Source organism: Streptomyces sp. NBC_00250 (assembly GCF_036192275.1).
GTDB lineage: Bacteria > Actinomycetota > Actinomycetes > Streptomycetales > Streptomycetaceae > Streptomyces.
The window spans coordinates 7,191,635-7,209,186 of record NZ_CP108088.1 but is presented as its reverse complement, the minus strand read 5'-3'; the positions used below and the strand labels follow the sequence as shown (position 1 = coordinate 7,209,186).

The following is a 17,552-nucleotide window of genomic DNA, read 5'->3' as shown; positions in this document are numbered from 1 at the left end:
ATGACCACCCTGCAGAGCGTCCCTGCCCTTGGGACGCACCCGGCGTCCGGCTCCCTCCCGAGCCGCGCCGAGACCCGGGACCAGCTTTCCAAGGCGACGTACGACCTCCTGGTGATCGGCGGCGGCATCCTGGGCATCTCCACCGCCTGGCACGCCGCACAGTCGGGCCTGCGGGTGGCCCTGGTGGACGCCGGCGACTTCGCCGGCGCCACCTCCTCCGCCTCCTCGAAGCTGCTCCACGGCGGTCTGCGCTACCTGCAGACCGGCGCGGTGAAGCTGGTCGCGGAGAACCACTTCGAGCGGCGTGCGGTCTCCCGTCAGGTGGCACCGCACCTCGCCAACCCCCTCACCTTCTACCTGCCCGTCTACAAGGGCGGCCCGCACGGCGCGGCCAAGCTCGGTGCCGGTGTCTTCGCCTACAGCGCCCTCTCGGCGTTCGGTGACGGCGTCGGGCACCTGCTCTCCCCCGCCAAGGCCGCACAGGACGTGCCGGAGCTGCGCACCGACAACCTCAAGGCCGTGGCCGTCTACGGCGACGACCAGATGAACGACGCCCGCATGGCGCTGATGACGGTCCGCGCGGCGGTCGACGCCGGTGCCACCGTCCTCAACCACGCCGAGGTCACCGGGCTGCGCTTCACCAAGGGCCGGGTCACCGGTGCCGAGCTCAAGGACCGCACCAGCGGCGATGAGTTCGGCGTCACCGCCCGTCTCGTGCTCAACGCGACCGGCCCGTGGGTCGACCACCTGCGCAAGATGGAGGACCCGAACGCGGCCCCCTCCATCCGCCTCTCCAAGGGCGCGCACCTGGTCCTCAAGCGGACCTCGCCGTGGAAGGCCGCCCTGGCCACCCCGATCGACAAGTACCGCATCACCTTCGCCCTCCCCTGGGAGGACATGCTGCTGCTCGGCACCACCGACGAGGAGTACGAGGGCGACCCCGGCCAGGTCGAGGTCACCGAGAAGGACACCGCCCAGATCCTGGACGAGGCCGCCTTCTCCATCCGCGACCAGCAGCTGTCGCGCGATCTGATCACCTACGCCTTCGCCGGTCTGCGGGTGCTCCCGGGCGGTCCCGGCGACACCTCCAAGGCCAAGCGCGAGACGGTCGTCACCGAGGGCCGCGGCGGCATGCTGTCGGTGGCCGGCGGCAAGTGGACGACCTTCCGCCACATCGGCCGTACGGTGATGAAGAAGCTGGAGCAGCTCCCCGGCCACCCGCTGGGCGAGGACTACGAGTCGGTGTCGACGCTGCCGAAGCGGCTGCCGCTGCCCGGCATCGCCAACCCGAACGCGGTCGCGCACCGGCTGCTCGTCGACGGTCCGGCGCCCGGCCCGCGGATGGCCGCCGACACCGCCAAGCACCTGGCGACGCACTACGGCTCGCTCTCCTTCGACATCGCGCGCATGGCGAACGAGAACCCGGACCTGGCCCGCCGCATCCACCCGGACGCGCCCGAGATCTGGGCGCAGGTCGCCTACGCCCGTGACCACGAGTGGGCCGAGACGGCGGACGACGTGCTGCGCCGCCGTACGACGCTGACCATCCGGGGTCTCGCGACGGACGAGGTCCGCGCCGGCGTCGAGGCGATGCTGCAGAAGTAACTCCTCCGGTTTCAGGGGCGGTTCCTCTTCGAGGAGCCGCCCCTGAGGCGTGCCACACGCTGTCCACACCGCCGCAACACTCGGCACGCAGAGTGGAACGCATGAAGTTTCAGGTGCTCTCGATCGTCCACCACTCCCCGCACCCGCTGACCGGCGAACTCCTTTCCGCCGCCGACCGGTTGGAGCAGGTCGTCACGCTCGGCGAGACCGCCGAACGGTTCGGCTTCGACGCGTACGCGGTCGGCGAGCGGCACGCGGGCGCGTTCCTCTCCTCCGCCCCGACCGTGCTGCTCGCCGCGCTCGCCGCCCGCACCACCCGGATCAGGCTGCTCACCGGCGTCACCGTGGTCGCGATCCTCGACCCGGTCCGGGTCGCCGAGGACTACGCCACCCTCGACCAGCTCTCCCGAGGCAGGCTCGAACTCGTCGTCGGCAAGGGTGCGGAGGCCGGCCACTTCGACCTCTTCGGCCTGGACGAGGAGCGTCAGTGGGACCTGCAGCAGGAGAAGTACGAGCTGCTCCGCAGGCTCTGGACGGAGGAGGACGTCGACTGGGAGGGCGAGTTCCGGCCCCCGCTGAAGGGCGTCACCACGGTGCCTCGCCCGTACGCGGGTGCGCCCCGGATCTGGCACGGCTCGGCCACGAGTCTCCACTCCCCCGAACTCGCGGCGAAGCACGGCGATCCGCTCTTCACCGCCAACGCGATCCAGCCCCGTGCGGCGTACGCGAAGCTCATCGCCCACTACCGGGAGAAGTTCGAGGAGTACGGGCACGACCCGGCCCACGCGCGCGTGGCGGCCGGTTCCGGGGGCCTGCTCATCGCCGACACCGCCGAGGAGGCGGTCTCCCGCTACAAGGACCTGTACGAGGCGAAGGTACGGCAGAGCTTCAAGCCGCATCTGGAAGGAAAGGCCGGCTACAACACCCCGTTCCGCACGATCGAGGACGCCGTCGCGGACGGTCCCCAGCTGATCGGTTCGCCGCAGCAGATCATCGACAAGATCCTCGGCTACCACGCCCATTACGGGCACGACCTGCAGTCCGTCACGGTCGACACCTTCGCCCAGTCGACGGCCGAGCAGATCGAGACGCTCCAGCGCTTCGCCGAGGAGATCGCGCCGGTGGTCCGGAGGGAGGCGCCGAGCACCCTCTGGGAGGAGTGAGACCGCCGTGTGCGGAGGCGAGTTCCTGGGTAGTCGATCAAGGCCGCACGGGTTTTCGGGGATGTCCGGGGGCTGCGGACGGACCTGAAGAAAGCCGTAAGGTTGGTCCGTACGACAGGAACTTCGAAAAGGAGGCGCTGGGTGATCGAGCTCGAGGGGGTACCCGAGCTGATCGACCCGGTCATGGTGGCCGCGTTCGAAGGCTGGAACGACGCCGGCGACGCCGCCTCCACCGCGGTCGCCCACCTGGACCGGGAATGGAAGGGCGAGGTGTTCGCGGCGCTCGACGCCGAGGACTACTACGACTTCCAGGTCAACCGGCCCACGGTCTTCCTGGACAACGGCGTCCGGAAGATCACCTGGCCGACGACCCGGCTCTCCGTGGTCCGGGTCGGCGGCGACAAGCCCCGTGACCTGGTGCTGGTCCGCGGGATCGAGCCGTCGATGCGCTGGCGCTCCTTCTGCAACGAGATCCTCGCCTTCGCCCACGAGCTGGGCGTGGAGATGGTCGTGATCCTGGGCGCGCTGCTCGGGGACACCCCGCACACACGGCCGGTCCCGGTCAGCGGAGTGACCTCCGACCCGGACCTGGCGCGCACGATGGACCTGGAGGAGACCCGGTACGAGGGCCCGACGGGCATCGTGGGCATCCTCCAGGAGGCGTGCACCCACGCGGGCGTGCCGGCGGTGAGCCTGTGGGCGGCGGTTCCGCACTACGTGTCGCAGCCCCCGAACCCGAAGGCGACCCTGGCGCTGCTCAACCGTCTTGAGGACCTGATCGGTCTGCGCATCCCGCTGGGCGAGCTGCCCGAGGACGCGCGGGCCTGGCAGGTGGGCGTGGACCAGCTGGCCGCCGAGGACAGCGAGGTCGCCGAGTACGTGCAGACGTTGGAGGAGGCCCGGGACACGGCGGAGCTGCCGGAGGCCTCGGGCGAGGCGATCGCCCGGGAGTTCGAGCGGTATCTGCGGCGGCGCGAGCCGGGCACGGGGCCGGGCGGCCCCGGGGTGGCGATGGAGGGCGGCGACACGCCGTTCCTGCGGGACACCGGGAGCGGCCGTACGCGCCCGCCTAAGCCCGAACGGCCGGGACCGGAGGCGGTACCGGGGACGGACGCCGCCGAGGGCGCCGAGGAGCCGGAGGGAGCGGAGACCGAGCCGACCGCGGACGCCCCGGAAGCCCCGGAAGCAGCCTCCGACGCCGTCGACGGGGACACCGACACCGACACGGACGGCGAGTCCGAGAAGTAGCGGCGCGCAGCAGGCAGGACGGAACGGGAGGGGTGCCTCGAAGGCACCCCTCCCGTCGTCGCGTCAGACGCGGATCATGTGTCAGGCGCAGCCGAACCGGGCCGCCGCCCAGTCCCCGTGGTCTCCGCTCTTGGACCCGTTGGTGTCCGTGATCTTCAGCCGCACGTGCCGCGCGCCGGTCACGTCGACGTTCACGGGCAGGGTCGCGGAGGCGCCGGTGAGCCGGGGCGAGGTCCACAGGACCTTGCCGTCGGCCTCGACGGAGAAGGCCACGTCGCCGTAGCCGTTGATCTCGTCGTCGATGCCGACGTCGGCGGTGAAGGTGGTGCAGCGGCCGCCGAGGTAGACCTCGATGTCGGAGTCGGCGTGGCCGCCGATGCCCTTCTCGTAGGTCGTCCCGCCCAGGGTGAGGGTCCTGCCGTCGGTGGCGCCGGACTCGCCGTTGGAGCGGTCGCGTTCGGGCGGGCCCCAGCCGTTGGTGGAGCGCAGCCAGACGAGGTCGCTCGCCCAGGCGTCGCCGGTCGGCGGCGGGGGCATCACGCCGACCGCGAACCGCTGGGTGGCGGTGCGGTCGGTGCCCGCCGCGCGGTGCCGGACGGTCGCGGTGAGGGTGGCCTCGCCGGGCTTCGCGTCCGGGGCGGGGGTGACGGTGACCTCGACCCGGCGGGTGGTGCCGGCCGGGACGCGGCCGATCGGTGCCGCCGGGGTGACCTGCCAGCCGGCCGGGGCGTCCAGGGAGACCCGTACATCGGTGGCATCGCGGGTGCCGGCGGTGACGTCCACGGCGACGGTGCCGGGGGCTCCGGCGCCGAGCTCCTGCGCCGAGGGGACGGCGAGGGCCGCGGAGGCGCCCGGTACGGCGCCGCCGACCGCGCTGGTGTCGGTCAGCTTCAGTTCGAAGCCTCGGCCGGTGGACAGGACGGCCGTCTTGACCCGGACCACTCCCCCACGCTCGTCGCGGTCGTACCACCAGCCCTGGGTGGCGGCGTCGAAGTCGGCACGGGAGGCGAGGGCGGGCAGCTTGCGCCCGTCGAGCTTCACGTTGCCGGGGGCGTCGCCGGTGTGGACGGTGAAGGCGTACGGCCGGGCGGCCGGCTTGCCGGTGTACGAGCCCTTGCTCGCGCCGATGCGGACGGTGACGTCGCCGGGGCCGCCGTTCGGGGCGCTGACCTCGGCGCGCTGGGTGGCGTACCGGCCGGTGCGGTGTTCGCGGGTGACACCGTCGTCCTCGTACAGATCGAAGGAGGAGCTGCCCTTCGGGTAGACGTCCCAGGCGATCGGGTCCCCGGGAGCGCGGTCGGTGTACGAGCGGATGTCGCCGGGCCACATCGGGACGGTCGCTCCGGCCCGTACGAAGAGGGGCAGGGTGTCGAGCGGGGCGCTGTAGTCGTCGACGGTGACGGGACCTTGGTAGGTGCGGCCGGACCAGTAGTCGATCCAGGTGCCCTCGGGGAGGTAGATGCCGTCGCGCTCCACGGCGTCCTGGTAGACGGGGGCGACGAGGAAGTCCTCGCCGCTGAGGAACTCGTACTTGGCGGCGTCGGTGGAGGCCTTGGGGTCGTCCGGGTACTCCAGGGCGAGCGGCCGGGCGAGGCCGACGCCGGTCTTCGTGGCCTGGTGGGCGTGGCTGTAGATGTACGGGAGCAGGGCCTCGTGGAGCTTGAGGGATGCGCGGTTGATGCTGGTGTAGGGCTCGCCGTAGCGGAAGGGCTGCTTGTCGTTGGCGGCCCAGCCGTCCATGGTCATCGTGACCGGCAGGAAGGTCTTCCACTGGAGGTCGCGGGTGTACGTCTTGGCGCTGCCGCCGAAGATGCCGTCGACGTCGCCGGTGGTGTAGGCGAGTCCGGACATGGAGGCGCCCGCGTAGGTCGGGATCTGCCAGCGGATGTACTCCCAGGTGCCGGACTGGTCGCCGGACCACTGGACGCCGCAGCGCTGGGCGCCGGACCAGCTCTCGGGGGCCCAGGTGAAGCCGCGGGCGTCGCTGTGGGCCTCGATGCCGGCGTGGGCGTCCTTGCAGCCGTCGAGGGCGAACTTGTAGCCCTCGCCGACCCAGGCGACGTCGAGCTTGGCGACCCGCTGGCCGGCCTTGACCTGCTCTTCGAGCTTGTCGATGCCGTCCTCGGTCCACAGGCCGAGCTTCATGCCGCGCTCGCCGAGTCCGGCGGAGGCCTCGGCGAGGTTCTCGTAGCCACAGCCGTAGCCGTCGTTGACGAGCATCCAGCCGTTGGGCATGTCGTTGGCGACGTAGCCGTCGGCGACCTTCAGGGCGTCGAGGGTGCGGCGCTCGCCCCGGTTGGCGTTGTGGAGGTAGCAGTCGGCGTCGCCGATCTCCAGGCCGTACACGGGCGGCATGAAGGGCTTGCCGGTGAGCCGGGTGTACTGGCCGATGACGTCCTTGGCGGCGTCGCCGCCGGTGCCGGCGAAGTAGTAGGCGTCGAAGCGCTGTTCCGCGGCGCTGGTGGTGACGGGCTCGGTGAAGGCGTAGGTGTTCGGCGCGTAGGTGTTGCGGTAGACGCCGTATCCGGCGGAGGAGAGGTAGAAGGGGACGGAGTTGGGGTGGCCGCCGTCGTTCCAGTTGTAGTCGACCCCGACCTCGACGGTCTTGTCGCGGTGGGAGGTGTTGCCGCGGCCGTTCTGCATGCCGGCGCCGTAGAACTGCTCGTCGGCGCCGCGGGCGAGGGTCTGGGTGGTGCGGTCGGCGGTCCAGCTGAGGCCGCGGGCCTCGCTCCAGAGCGGGGTGCCGTCGGCGCGTACGGCGGCGAAGCGGAGCGGTGACTTGAAGGCGCGCAGGGTCACCTGACTGCTGCTCAGCTCGTAGCGGTCGCCCAGGTCGCGCCAGCGGGTGGCCGGGGGCGGGCCCTGGGGCAGCGTGATGTCGGTGCCGGTGGGGTCGGTGAACTTCCCGTCGGGGGCGAGTTCGATGCGGAAGGTGTCGGCGGTGACGAAGCTGACCCGGGCCTGGGCCAGGCCGGCGGTCAGCCGGTAGACGGACCCGTCGGCGGCGAACCCGGTGAGGTCGCCGACCGTGGTGTCGGGCTCCTGTGCCGTGGTGTCGGCGCTGTCGGTGGGGAGGGCCGACGCGGTGGTGCCGGGTCCCGCGAAGGCCGCGAGGAGCCCGAGGACGGCTCCGGCAAGTGCAACTTTCATGCGTGATGATGATTGCATGGAGCTTATTTAGCGCAGGAACGAGCATCCCCGCCAGGACAAAACGGAACCGCCCTTGGACTTCGGCAAGAAGTCCAAGGGCGGTTGCCTGAAACGGAGTTGTTCGGTAGTGCTCGTTACAGGGCCACACCGAGCAGAGCGTCGACGGCACGGGAGACGAGACCGGGGGCGGAGTCGTCGGTACCGCCCTCGGCCGTCTGGAGCGCGGCCCAGCGGTCCACCGCGGCGAGCGCGGTGGGGGTGTCGAGGTCGTCGGACAGGGCCTCGCGGAGCTCCTCGACGAGCGCGTCGGCGGACGGGCCGTCGGGGCGCGAGACGGCGGCACGCCACCGGCCGAGGCGCTCCAGCGCGTCCTGGAGGACCTGGTCGGTCCACTCCCAGTCGTCACGGTAGCGGTGGGAGAGGAGCGCGAGCCGGATGGCGGCCGGGTCGACGCCGTCACGGCGGAGCTTCGAGACGAAGACCAGGTTGCCGCGGGACTTGGACATCTTCTCGCCGTCGAGGGCCACCATGCCGGCGTGGACGTACGCCTTGGCCATGGGGAACTCGCCGGTGAGCGCCTGGGCGTGGGAGGCGCCCATCTCGTGGTGCGGGAAGATCAGGTCGGAGCCGCCGCCCTGCACGTCGAAGCCCATGCCGAGGTGGTCCAGGGCGATGGCGACGCACTCGATGTGCCAGCCGGGGCGACCCGCGCCGAGGCTCGCGCCGTCCCAGCTCGGCTCGCCCTCGCGGGCGGCCATCCAGAGCATCGGGTCGAGCGGGTTCTTCTTGCCGGGGCGCTCCGGGTCCCCGCCGCGCTCGGCGGAGAGGTGGCGCATCAGCTCGGCCGTGTAGTTCGAGACCTGCCCGAAGTGCGGGTCGGCGTCGACGGAGAAGTAGATGTCACCTTCGAGCTCGTAGGCGGCGCCGGCGTCCCGGAGTCGCTCGACGAGCGGGACGATGCCGGGTATGGCTTCGACGGCGCCGATGTAGTGCTGCGGGGGCAGCATCCGCAGGGCGGTCATGTCCTCGCGGAAGAGGGCGGTCTCCCGCTCGGCGAGGCCGACCCAGTCGATGCCGTCGCGGATCGCGCGCTCAAGGAGCGGGTCGTCCACGTCCGTGACGTTCTGGACGTAGTGCACCTGCCGCTTGGTGTCGAGCCACACGCGCTGAACGAGGTCGAACGCGTTGTAGGTCGCCGCGTGACCCATGTGGGTCGCGTCGTACGGCGTGATGCCGCAGACGTAGATACGGGCGACGGGGCCGGGGGCGAGGGTGACTCGTCCGCCGGTCGCGGTGTCGTGGATCCGGAGGTCGCGGCCCTTGCCAGGAAGGGCGGGGACCTCAGAAGCGGGCCAGGCATGCATGACCCGAGCGTAACCGGACAGGTGTTCCGGATACGAACCGGATCCGGGATCTTGACCGATTAGGCGCTCTTGCGGGTCGGAGGCTTGCATGCATACCCCCCAGGGGTGCATGACCCTCGGTGAGGGGTTGGCCGAAAGCTTTCGGCCCGGTCAGACCGGCGGCCAGGGGATCGACGGCCACTGACCCGAGGGCTCCGGGTGCCGTCCGGTGGCCCGCAGCGCCTCCACGCGGGCGCGTACGGCCGCGACCTCGGCATCGGTGAGCAGTTCGGCCAGACGGGCGGCGAGGGGCTCTCCCGGGGCCAGGGAGCGGTAGAGGGCGTCGAGCACCCCGGCCGCCTCGGCGGGCAGCTGCTCGCCCGCCCAGCCCCACAGCAGGGTGCGCAGCTTGTCGTCGACGTGGAAGGTGACCCCGTGGTCGATGCCGTAGAGGTGGCCGTCCGGGGCGGGCAGCAGGTGCCCGCCCTTCCGGTCGCCGTTGTTGATGACGGCGTCCAGGACGGCGAGCCGGCGCAGCTCGGGGGTGTCCGCGTGGACGAGGAGCGCGGTGCGGTCCTCGTCGACCTGGGCGGGTCCGACGGCCTTCCAGCCCTCGCCCGCCTCGTCGTCCTCGGTGAGGGCGAGGAGACGCGCCTCGGGGTCGGCCTCGATCCACAGCTGGACCATGCCCTCCCCGTACGGCCCGTCGCGGAGCACGGTCGGCGGGACCAGGCCCCAGCCGGTGGCCTCGGAGATCTCGTACGCGGCGACCTCGCGCTGGGCGAGCGTGCCGTCGGGGAAGTCCCACAGCGGCTGCTCGCCCGCGACCGGCTTGTAGACGCAGGCCGCTTCCCGTCCCTCGTAGGCGACGGAGCAGTAGAGCACGGCGTTGGAGGCCTCGCGGACCCGGCCGCGCACGGTCAGTTCACCGTGGGCGAGCAGCTCGGCGTCCGGGGGCGTCGTGGGGCTGCTGCTCATGCTCCGCGGCGGTATCCGTTCTGGCGCGGGCAGACGTGGCCCTCGGGGTCGAGCGGCAGGCTGCACAGCGGGCAGGGCGGCCGGCCGGCGTTGACGACGTCCAGGGCGCGCTTCGCGAAGGCGCGGGCCGCGGCGCCGCTGAGGCGGACGCGGAGCATCGGCGGGCCGTTCTCCTCGTCCTGGAGCAGCCGCTCCTCGGCCTCGGCGAGGTCCTCCTCGGAGTCCACGTCGAGTTCGACGAGCGCCTGCGCCTCGACGATCATGCGCTGCTCCTCGCCGTCCCAGGCGAGGGCCATGGTGCCGACCCGGAACTCCTCCTCGACGGGGACGTCGAGGGGGGCGGTGTCGGAGACCTCGGCGGGGGCGACGGCGGGGACCGGCGCGTTGCCCCCGGTACGGCGGACGACCTCGTCGAGGAGTTCGTCCATGCGCTCGGCGAGGGCGGCGACCTGTGTCTTCTCCAGGGCGACGCTGGTGACCCGGCCGCCGGCGGACGCCTGGAGGAAGAACGTACGGCGACCAGGCAGCCCGACCGTACCGGCCACGAAACGCTCCGGTGGGTCGTAGAGGAACACCTGACGGGACACGTTTCCCGGCTCCCTTGCGTCTCGACAGTCGTACTACAGCGGCGCGTCCACCCTACTGCGCGAAGGGATCACGGTGCGCCCGCACCACCCCCGACCTCGGCGGTCCCACTGGTGTCGGGGTGCTCGCGGGGCGCGAAACCGGCGAAGTCCCCGGTGTCGCCGAGGCGGACGAGGAAGGGACGCAGGCGCGTGTAGCGGATCACGGTGACCGAGCAGGGGTCGACGTGGATGCGCTGGAAGAGGTCGAGGTGGAGTCCGAGCGCGTCCGCCACGATCGACTTGACGATGTCGCCGTGGGAGCACATGACGTAGGCGGCGTCCTCGCCGTGCTCGGCCTCGATCCGCGCGTTCCAGTCGTGCACGGCGCCGACGGCGCGGGCCTGCATCGCGCGCATGGACTCGCCGCCGGGGAAGGCCGCGGCGGAGGCGTGCGCCTGGACGACCTCCATCAGCGGTTCGTCGTTGAGTTCGGCCAGCTTGCGGCCCGACCAGTCGCCGTAGTCGCACTCGTTGATCCGGTCCTCGACGTGCAGCGGGAGGTCCGGCCGGGCGTCGAGGAGGGGCCGCACGGTCTCCCGGCAGCGCTGGAGGGGGCTGGAGACGACGGCGGCGAGCGGGACGTCCGCGAGGCGCCCGGGAAGCGCGGCGGCCTGGGCGGCACCCCGCTCGTCGAGGGAGACCCCGGGCATGCGCCCGGCGAGGACCCCGGAGGTGTTGGCGGTGGAGCGTCCGTGCCGGACGAGGATCAACGTGGCCATGCCGGCCAGCCTAGGCGGTGCCCCGAGGAACCCGGCGGGTCCGGCCGGATGGGGTCGGACGGCCTCGGACCGGATCCACGCGTGCGTGGTGGGGCCGTTCGATGGAGAATACGGCCCGTGATCGTGGACTCTGCCATCTATCGGGACGGGCGCCGTACGGACGGACCCGCCGACCTCTCCGACGCCCTCGACGAGGCGCGGGCCACCGGCGACGCCTTTCTGTGGGTGGGGCTCCACGAGCCCACGGAGGCCGAGTTCGACCATGTCGCCTCGGAGTTCGCGCTGCACCCGCTGGCCGTCGAGGACGCCCTCAAGGCCCACCAGCGCCCCAAGCTCGAGGTCTACGACGACTCCCTCTTCGCGGTGCTCAAGCCGATCGTCTACGAGCCGGAGAGCGACCGGGTCTCCTCCGGCGAGCTGATGCTGTTCATGGGCGACTCCTTCGTGGTGACGGTCCGGCACGGCGAGGGCGCGCCCCTCGCCGAGGTGCGCCGACGGCTCGAAGCCGATCCCGAGGTGCTGAAGCACGGTCCGACGGCGGTGCTGTACGCGGTGAGCGACGCGATCGTGGACCACTACCTCGATGTGACGGGCGAGCTCCAGGTCGACCTGGAGGAGCTGGAGGCGGACGTCTTCGCGCCCACCGGAGGCAATCCGGCGAACACCGCGGAGCGGATCTACACGGCGAAGCGGCAGGTCCTGGAGTTCCGGCGGGCCAGCGGTCCGCTCGCCGGACCGCTGGCCCGGCTCACGGCCGGTTCGGTGCCGTTCGTGAACAAGGAGGCGCACCCGTTCTTCCGGGACGTCAACGACCATCTGCTGCGCGCCAACGAGCAGGTGGAGGGGCTCGACCGGCTCCTGTCCGACGTGCTGTCGGCGCATCTCGCGCAGATGGGGGTCCGGCAGAACGACGACATGCGGAAGATCTCGGCGTGGGCGGCCATGGCCGCGGTCCCCACGATGGTCGCGGGCGTCTACGGCATGAACTTCGAGCACATGCCGGAGCTGCACTGGGTGGCGTCGTACCCGGTGGTGATCGTGGTGATGGCGGGCATCGTCATGACCCTCTACCGGATGTTCAAGCGGCGCGGCTGGATGTGAGACCCGGCCCCGCCCGGAAGGCAGGGCCGGACCGGGGGCGGGACAGGGGCCGGACCGGGGACAGGGGCCTCTCGGAAGGTCTCAGAAGGCCGGAGCGGGGGTCGCGGGCCCGCCGAGGGCGTCGAGCCGTTCGGGCATCTTCAGGCCGACCATCCGGTGCCAGCCGGCGGCGCGCTCGTACGCGTACATCCCGCGGATGCCCGCCGCGAGGACGGCCGCCTTGGGCCGGGGCCAGCGCAGGATCCGTCCCATGTGACCCATCACGGCGAGGCTGACGTCGCGGTAGACCTGGATCTCGACGAGGGCGGATTCGCGCAGGGTCCGCTGGATGAGCCGGCCGTGTCCCGCCCGCGCGAGGCGGAGCAGTTCCTCGTGGCAGTAGGCGAGGTGGTTCGCCTCGTCGTTGTCGATCATGTGGATGGCCTTGCCGAGTTCGGGGTGGTCCCCGAAGTACGTGACGAGCATGTCCATCTGGTCGGCGGCCCGCTGCTCGGTGACGCGACTGTGGGCGAGGTAGACGATCACGTCGTCCTCGGTCAGCGGCTCGTCGCGGCGCAGCTTGTCGTGCGCGAGGCCGATGCCCCGCTGTTCGAGCAGCATCGTGTAGTCGGTGCCGGGCGGTACGGGGACGGGTTCGAGGCCGCGCTTCTTCATCAGGGCGTTGAAGATCCGGCCGTGCTTGTCCTCGTCGGCACCGTGCCGGGTGATCTTGGGGGTGAGCTCGCTCATGCCGGGCGCGACGAGGGCCGCGATCCGGCCGTTCTCCCAGCCGCCCTGGGTCTCGCCGCTCGCCGCGATCGAGCAGAAGAGCCGGAAGGACTCGTCGTTGTCGATGATTTCCTGGAACAAGCCCTTGGCCGTGAGCATCGCCGCCACCTCCGTGCGCATGTCCGCACTCCGTCCGGCCCCCGGGACAACGAGTCAAATGCGGTCCGGGGCGAGGGGCAACAGGAGGGCCGGGCGACTCGGCCGAAAGAGTGAGTCCCCAGGGCGTAACCGGGGGCCCCGTGGAGCCGTTGTGCTGCATGACGGCCGTGGCGGGGAAGACCCCCGAGCCCCCACCACGGCCGCGGAAACCTCTCGGTCCCGCCGACGGCGGAAGCGCTACGCGAGGCCCGCCCGCTCGGCCGCCTCCACGCCCGCCCGCAGGGCCGCCAGCCGCTCGTCCAGGGTGAAGCCGGCCGGGGCGAGGGTCAGGGTGGTGACACCGGCCTCCGCGTAGGCCGTCATCCGCTCGGCGATCCGCTCGACGGAGCCGAGCAGCGAGGTCTGGTCGATCAGGCTCTGCGGTACGGCCGCGGCGGCACCCGCCTTGTCGCCGGCCAGGTACTTGTCCTGGATCTCGGCGGCCTCCTTCTCGTAGCCCATGCGCTGCGCGAGCTGGTTGTAGAAGTTCTGCTTGCGGCTGCCCATGCCGCCGACGTACAGCGCGGTGTACGGGCGGAACACGTCGGCGAGCGCGTCGACGTCGTCCCCCAGGGCGAGCGGGACGGTGGGACAGACGTCGAAGCCGTCCATCGTCAGCCCGGCCTTCTCGCGGCCCGCGCGGATGTGCCGGAGCGCCGTCTCCTCCAGATGGGCGGCGGAGGGGAAGATCAGCAGCGCGCCGTCGGCGATCTCGCCGGTCTGCTCCAGGTTCTTGGGACCGATCGCGGCGATGTAGAGCGGGATGTGCTCGCGCTCGGGGTGCACGGTGAGCTTGATCGGCTTGCCGGGGCCGCCGGGGAGCGGCAGGGTCCAGTGCTCGCCCTCGTAGCTGAGGCGCTCCCGGGTCATCGCCTTGCGGACGATCTCGACGTACTCGCGGGTCCGGGCGAGCGGCTTGTCGAACTTCACGCCGTACCAGCCCTCGGAGACCTGCGGTCCGGAGACGCCGAGGCCGAGGCGGAAGCGGCCGCCGGTGAGCGAGTCGAGGGTGGCGGCGGTCATCGCCGTCATCGCCGGCTGCCTGGCCGGAATCTGCATGATCGCGGAGCCGACGTCGATCCGCTCCGTCTTCGCCGCGACCCAGGCGAGCACGGTGGGCGCGTCGGAGCCGTAGGCCTCGGCGGCCCAGCACACGTCGTAGCCGAGGCGGTCCGCCTCCTGGGCGACGGCGAGGTTGTCGCCGTCCATGCCCGCACCCCAGTAGCCGAGGTTGATGCCGAGCCGCATGTCCACGCACCCCTTACCCATCGGTAACGTCCTTGTGGGCGGGACTCTAGCGCGCGGTCGGGGCTTCCGTCAGGACGCGGTTGTCCACAGGCTCTCTCCGCGTGGTGCCTTGGCCAGTAATCTCGCGCCCATGGAGCAGAGGCATCTCGGACGTACCGGCCTGCGTGTGTCGCGCATCGGACTCGGCACCCTCACCTGGGGCCGGGACACCGACGAGCACGACGCCGCCGAGCAGTTGAAGGCGTTCTGGGACGCGGGCGGCACGCTCGTGGACACCGCCGACGTGTACGGCGGGGGCGAGGCGGAGTATCTGCTCGGGCGCCTCATGGAGCGGCTCGTGTCCCGGCAGGACCTCGTCCTGTCGACCAAGGCGGGCAGTGTCCCGGACCCCGACCGGCGCACGGACGGCTCGCGCGGGCATCTGCTCGCCGCGCTCGACGCCTCCCTCGCCCGGCTCGGCACGGATCACGTGGACCTGTGGCAGCTGCACGCCTTCGACCCGTACACGCCCCTTGAGGAGTCCCTCCAGGCGCTGGACATCGCCGTACGCAGCGGGCGCGCCCGGTACGCGGGCGTGGCGAACTTCTGCGGCTGGCAGCTCGCCAAGGCCGGCACCTGGCAGCTCGGCGGCGACCGGACCCGGCTCGCGGGGGCGCAGCTCGAGTACTCGCTGCTCCAGCGGGGCGTGGAGCGCGAGGTGCTGCCGGCCGCGCAGGACCTCGGGATAGGCCTGCTGCCGTCCTCGCCGCTCGGGCGCGGGGTCCTGACGGGCAAGTACCGCAGCGGGACCCCGTCCGACTCCCGGGGCGCGTCCGAGACCATGGCGCCGTTCGTGGAGCCGTACCTGGACGAGGCGGCGAGCCGGATCGTGGACGCGGTCGCGACGGCGGCCGACGGGCTGGCGACGACCCCGCTGCACGTGGCGCTCGCCTGGGTCCGCGACCGGCCCGGGGTGACCGCCCCGATCGTCGGCGCGCGCACGGCGCGGCAGCTCACGGCCGCGTTGTCGGTGGAGACCCTTAGTCTTCCTGACGAGATCTGTCGGGCGCTGAACGATGTGTCGGCGCCCGTGCACCGCTATCCGGATCACGACTGGAGCACCTTGTGACCGAGCCTTCCGGGGAGACCGCGCCCGAGGCACCCGAGGACGTGGAACCCACCGAGGACGTCCAGGAGGACGTACGGGAGGGAGCCGCCGAGCCCGAGGGGCCGGGGACGGCCGAGGAGTCCGCGCCGGCCGAGGAGCCGGCGACGGCTCAGGAGCCCGACGCGGCCGAGGCGTCGGAGGAGTCCGGCACGGCCGAGCCGCCTCAGGGGCCCGAGGCCGCCGAGAAGCCCGAGGAGCCCGAGGAGTCCGCCCCGGCCGATTCTGCCGACGCCGACGCCGACGAGGAGTCGGGCACGGCGGGCGAGGCCGACGCCAAGGGCTCCGACACGCCCGAGTTGAGCGACGCGCAGGCCGAACTCGCCGCGCAGCGGGAGCTGCGGGCCAGGATCGAGGCGCGGAAGGCCGAGAAGGAAGGGCCCCTGGCGAGCGGCGCCAAGCTGAGCGGCACGGCGGCCGACCTGCTCGCGGCCGTCCGGGCCGTGGAGGGCGGCGCGTCCTCGGGCAGCACGTTCTACGAGGCCCCCGAGCCCGCACCCCGGCGCCCCGCCCCCGAGACGGCCCAAGCCGTGACCGTGCGGCCCGCCGTACCGGCGCAGGCGCCCGTACCGGCGCCCGGCACCACCGCCGCCGTGCGGGAGGTCCTGGCCAAGGGCGGCGCTCCCGAGACGCTGGCGGGGCAGGTCGCCGCCGCGCTCGGCGAGGGCGCGGCCCAGGCTCTGCTCGACGACCCCTGGCAGCTGCTCGCGGTACCGGGGGTGCGCCCTGAGCAGGCCGACGGCTTCGCGCGGGCGTCGCTCGGCGCCGCGTGCGGCCCCGACGACCCGCGCCGGACGGTCGCCCTGACGGTGTGGCTCCTGGAGCGGGCCGCGCTCCAGGGACACACGGCACTGGAGATCGGGACCGTACGCGCCGGACTCGCCGGGCACGCGGTGCCCGATCCGGAGTCGGCGGTCGACGAGGCCGTGTCCGCGGGCGCCGTCCTCGTCTTCCAGGAGGAGGAGGCCGAGGAGGAGCCCGAAGGGGACGAGGAGCCGACGGAGGCCGCAGAGGCGGTCGCCGAGGAGCCCGCCTCGCCCGTGCTGCTCGGACTCGACCGCTACGCGATGGCGGAGGAGAGCCTCGCGGACGGCCTCGCACGGCTGGTCAAGACGGCGACGGCGGACACCTGGGAGGGTTCCGAGCTCGAACGCGCCGCCGGTGCGCACGGACTGGTCCTGCACACGGGCGGCGAAGCCTCCCGCGTCGAGCCGGTGGCACTGGCCACCGCGGCCCGCGCGCGCGGGCTGCGCGCCCTGGTCGCCGTCCACGCGGACGGTGGGCGGCACGCGCTGGGCCCCGCGGGGGCGGACGCGGTGACGGTCGCCGCGCTGCTCTCCGGGTCGGCCGGGCCCGGCCGCGACGAGGAGGGCGCGTTCGCCCTGGACGTCCTGGTGGTGCTCGACGCGCCGCAGCTGGACGTGGAGACGGCCGCGGTGCTCGTGGAGTCGCTGCCCGACGGCTGCCGTCTGGTGCTGAGCGGCGACCCGGCGGTGCTGGGCGCGCCCGGTGCGGGCCAGGTCTTCGCCGATGCCCTGGCGGCCAGGGTGTGCCCGCGGATCGCCTCGCGGGTGCCCGACCCGGGGCCGCTCGGCGAGCTGGTCTCGGGCATCGGCGCCGGGGAGCTGAACCAGGTCGAGGCCCCCGGCAAGGAGATCGTGATCGTCCCGGTGCGGGACGCCGGCGAGGCCGTGCACCGTACGGTCCAGCTGGTGGCCGACTCGGTGCCGCGGGCGATCGGCGTGCCGTCCGAGCAGACACAGGTCGTCACGGTCGGCCACGGCGGTTCGGCCGGCACGCGTGCGCTGAACGCGGCCCTCAAGCAGCGGCTGAACCCCGGCCCCGGCCGGTTCGGCGGCTACGACCCCGGGGACCGGGTGGCGTACGCGCCCGTGCCGGGGCGGACGGTGACGGGCACGGTCCTGTCGGCCGACGCCGAGGGGCTGCGGCTGCGGTGCGGGGACGAGGAACTCCTCGTACCCAAGGAGCGGGTGGAGTCGGCGCTGCGGCACGGCTGGGCGCTCACCGCGCACCAGGCGGCCGGGGCCCGCTGGCCCGCGGTGGTCGTGGTGCTGCCGGGGGACGCCGCCGGCGGTCTGAGCAGGCCGTGGGTGTACACGGCCTTCGGCCGGGCGGAGCGCCATCTGTCGGTCGTGCACGGCGTGGACCAGGCATTGGCCCGCGCGGTGGCCGAGGGCGTGGCTCCGGAGCGCACGACACGGCTGCGGCCGCTGCTGGAAGCGCTGCTCGCCGTGCCCGAGGAGTAGGGGCCCGGAGAGCGGAACGGCGGAGGGCCGGGACACCGATCGTGGTGTCCCGGC

The 17,552-nt window shown here is 72.6% G+C and carries 13 protein-coding genes; 6 read left to right on the top strand and 7 right to left on the bottom strand.

Going from position 1 to position 17,552, the window contains the following annotated elements:
• From OG259_RS32680 to OG259_RS32670, 3 genes are all read left to right on the top strand, one after another.
• Positions 1–1,605 (top strand): glycerol-3-phosphate dehydrogenase/oxidase, encoded by a 1,605-nt coding sequence (locus tag OG259_RS32680; RefSeq protein ID WP_328945520.1) that lies wholly within the window; start codon positions 1–3, stop codon positions 1,603–1,605.
• Between the two features lie 101 nt (positions 1,606–1,706).
• Complete coding sequence (locus OG259_RS32675; protein WP_328945519.1) at positions 1,707–2,768, top strand: LLM class flavin-dependent oxidoreductase; 1,062 nt, start codon at positions 1,707–1,709, stop codon at positions 2,766–2,768.
• Between the two features lie 141 nt (positions 2,769–2,909).
• On the top strand, positions 2,910–4,016 hold the full coding sequence (locus tag OG259_RS32670; RefSeq protein WP_328945518.1) for a PAC2 family protein: 1,107 nt from the start codon (positions 2,910–2,912) through the stop codon (positions 4,014–4,016).
• Between the two features lie 81 nt (positions 4,017–4,097).
• Here the strand turns inward: OG259_RS32670 and OG259_RS32665 are convergent, their stop codons facing one another.
• The 5 genes from OG259_RS32665 to OG259_RS32645 all read right to left on the bottom strand — a co-directional run bounded on the left by OG259_RS32665 (position 4,098) and on the right by OG259_RS32645 (position 10,832).
• A complete protein-coding gene (locus tag OG259_RS32665) occupies positions 4,098–7,184 on the bottom strand; it encodes an NPCBM/NEW2 domain-containing protein (protein WP_328945517.1) in 3,087 nt (1,028 codons plus the stop codon).
• A 116-nt stretch (positions 7,185–7,300) separates the two neighbouring features.
• Complete coding sequence (gene mshC, locus OG259_RS32660; RefSeq protein ID WP_328945516.1) at positions 7,301–8,530, bottom strand: cysteine--1-D-myo-inosityl 2-amino-2-deoxy-alpha-D-glucopyranoside ligase; 1,230 nt, start codon at positions 8,528–8,530, stop codon at positions 7,301–7,303.
• Between the two features lie 150 nt (positions 8,531–8,680).
• Positions 8,681–9,520 carry an SCO1664 family protein gene (locus tag OG259_RS32655; protein ID WP_328947249.1) on the bottom strand — a complete coding sequence of 280 codons (840 nt, stop codon included), beginning with the start codon at positions 9,518–9,520 and terminating at the stop codon, positions 8,681–8,683.
• On the bottom strand, positions 9,484–10,074 hold the full coding sequence (locus OG259_RS32650; RefSeq protein ID WP_328945515.1) for a DUF3090 domain-containing protein: 591 nt from the start codon (positions 10,072–10,074) through the stop codon (positions 9,484–9,486). Before OG259_RS32650 ends, OG259_RS32655 begins: the two co-directional genes overlap by 37 nt.
• A gap of 68 nt (positions 10,075–10,142) precedes the next feature.
• Positions 10,143–10,832, bottom strand: a complete 690-nt coding sequence (locus OG259_RS32645) for a histidine phosphatase family protein (protein WP_328945514.1) — start codon at positions 10,830–10,832, stop codon at positions 10,143–10,145.
• A gap of 108 nt (positions 10,833–10,940) precedes the next feature.
• On the opposite strand from OG259_RS32645, the gene OG259_RS32640 reads away from it, so the two are divergent.
• Positions 10,941–11,933: a magnesium and cobalt transport protein CorA gene (locus OG259_RS32640; protein WP_328947248.1), complete on the top strand. Its 993-nt coding sequence runs from the start codon at positions 10,941–10,943 to the stop codon at positions 11,931–11,933.
• Positions 11,934–12,014: 81 nt separating this feature from the next.
• Here OG259_RS32640 and OG259_RS32635 read toward each other — a convergent pair whose 3' ends face one another.
• Both OG259_RS32635 and OG259_RS32630 read right to left on the bottom strand, forming a co-directional pair.
• Entirely contained in the window at positions 12,015–12,800 is a 786-nt protein-coding gene (locus tag OG259_RS32635) for a ferritin-like domain-containing protein (protein WP_328947247.1), read from the bottom strand.
• Between the two features lie 237 nt (positions 12,801–13,037).
• Positions 13,038–14,087 carry an LLM class F420-dependent oxidoreductase gene (locus OG259_RS32630; RefSeq protein WP_266900714.1) on the bottom strand — a complete coding sequence of 350 codons (1,050 nt, stop codon included), beginning with the start codon at positions 14,085–14,087 and terminating at the stop codon, positions 13,038–13,040.
• A 130-nt stretch (positions 14,088–14,217) separates the two neighbouring features.
• Between OG259_RS32630 and OG259_RS32625 the strand changes: the two genes are divergently transcribed.
• Entirely contained in the window at positions 14,218–15,195 is a 978-nt protein-coding gene (locus OG259_RS32625; RefSeq protein ID WP_328945513.1) for an aldo/keto reductase, read from the top strand.
• On the top strand, positions 15,192–17,498 hold the full coding sequence (locus OG259_RS32620; protein ID WP_328945512.1) for a helix-hairpin-helix domain-containing protein: 2,307 nt from the start codon (positions 15,192–15,194) through the stop codon (positions 17,496–17,498). Before OG259_RS32625 ends, OG259_RS32620 begins: the two co-directional genes overlap by 4 nt.
• The last annotated feature ends 54 nt before the right edge of the window (positions 17,499–17,552 follow it).

What these genes read in the sequence shown, in the direction of transcription:
- mshC (WP_328945516.1), bottom strand. Translation starts at nt 8,530, where the DNA reads ATGCATGCCTGGCCCGCTTCTGAGGTCCCCGCCCTTCCTGGCAAGGGC.
- OG259_RS32645 (WP_328945514.1), bottom strand. Translation starts at nt 10,832, where the DNA reads ATGGCCACGTTGATCCTCGTCCGGCACGGACGCTCCACCGCCAACACC.
- OG259_RS32630 (WP_266900714.1), bottom strand. Translation starts at nt 14,087, where the DNA reads ATGCGGCTCGGCATCAACCTCGGCTACTGGGGTGCGGGCATGGACGGC.
- OG259_RS32665 (WP_328945517.1), bottom strand. Translation starts at nt 7,184, where the DNA reads ATGCAATCATCATCACGCATGAAAGTTGCACTTGCCGGAGCCGTCCTC.
- OG259_RS32635 (WP_328947247.1), bottom strand. Translation starts at nt 12,800, where the DNA reads ATGCTCACGGCCAAGGGCTTGTTCCAGGAAATCATCGACAACGACGAG.
- OG259_RS32680 (WP_328945520.1), top strand. Translation starts at nt 1, where the DNA reads ATGACCACCCTGCAGAGCGTCCCTGCCCTTGGGACGCACCCGGCGTCC.
- OG259_RS32675 (WP_328945519.1), top strand. Translation starts at nt 1,707, where the DNA reads ATGAAGTTTCAGGTGCTCTCGATCGTCCACCACTCCCCGCACCCGCTG.
- OG259_RS32625 (WP_328945513.1), top strand. Translation starts at nt 14,218, where the DNA reads ATGGAGCAGAGGCATCTCGGACGTACCGGCCTGCGTGTGTCGCGCATC.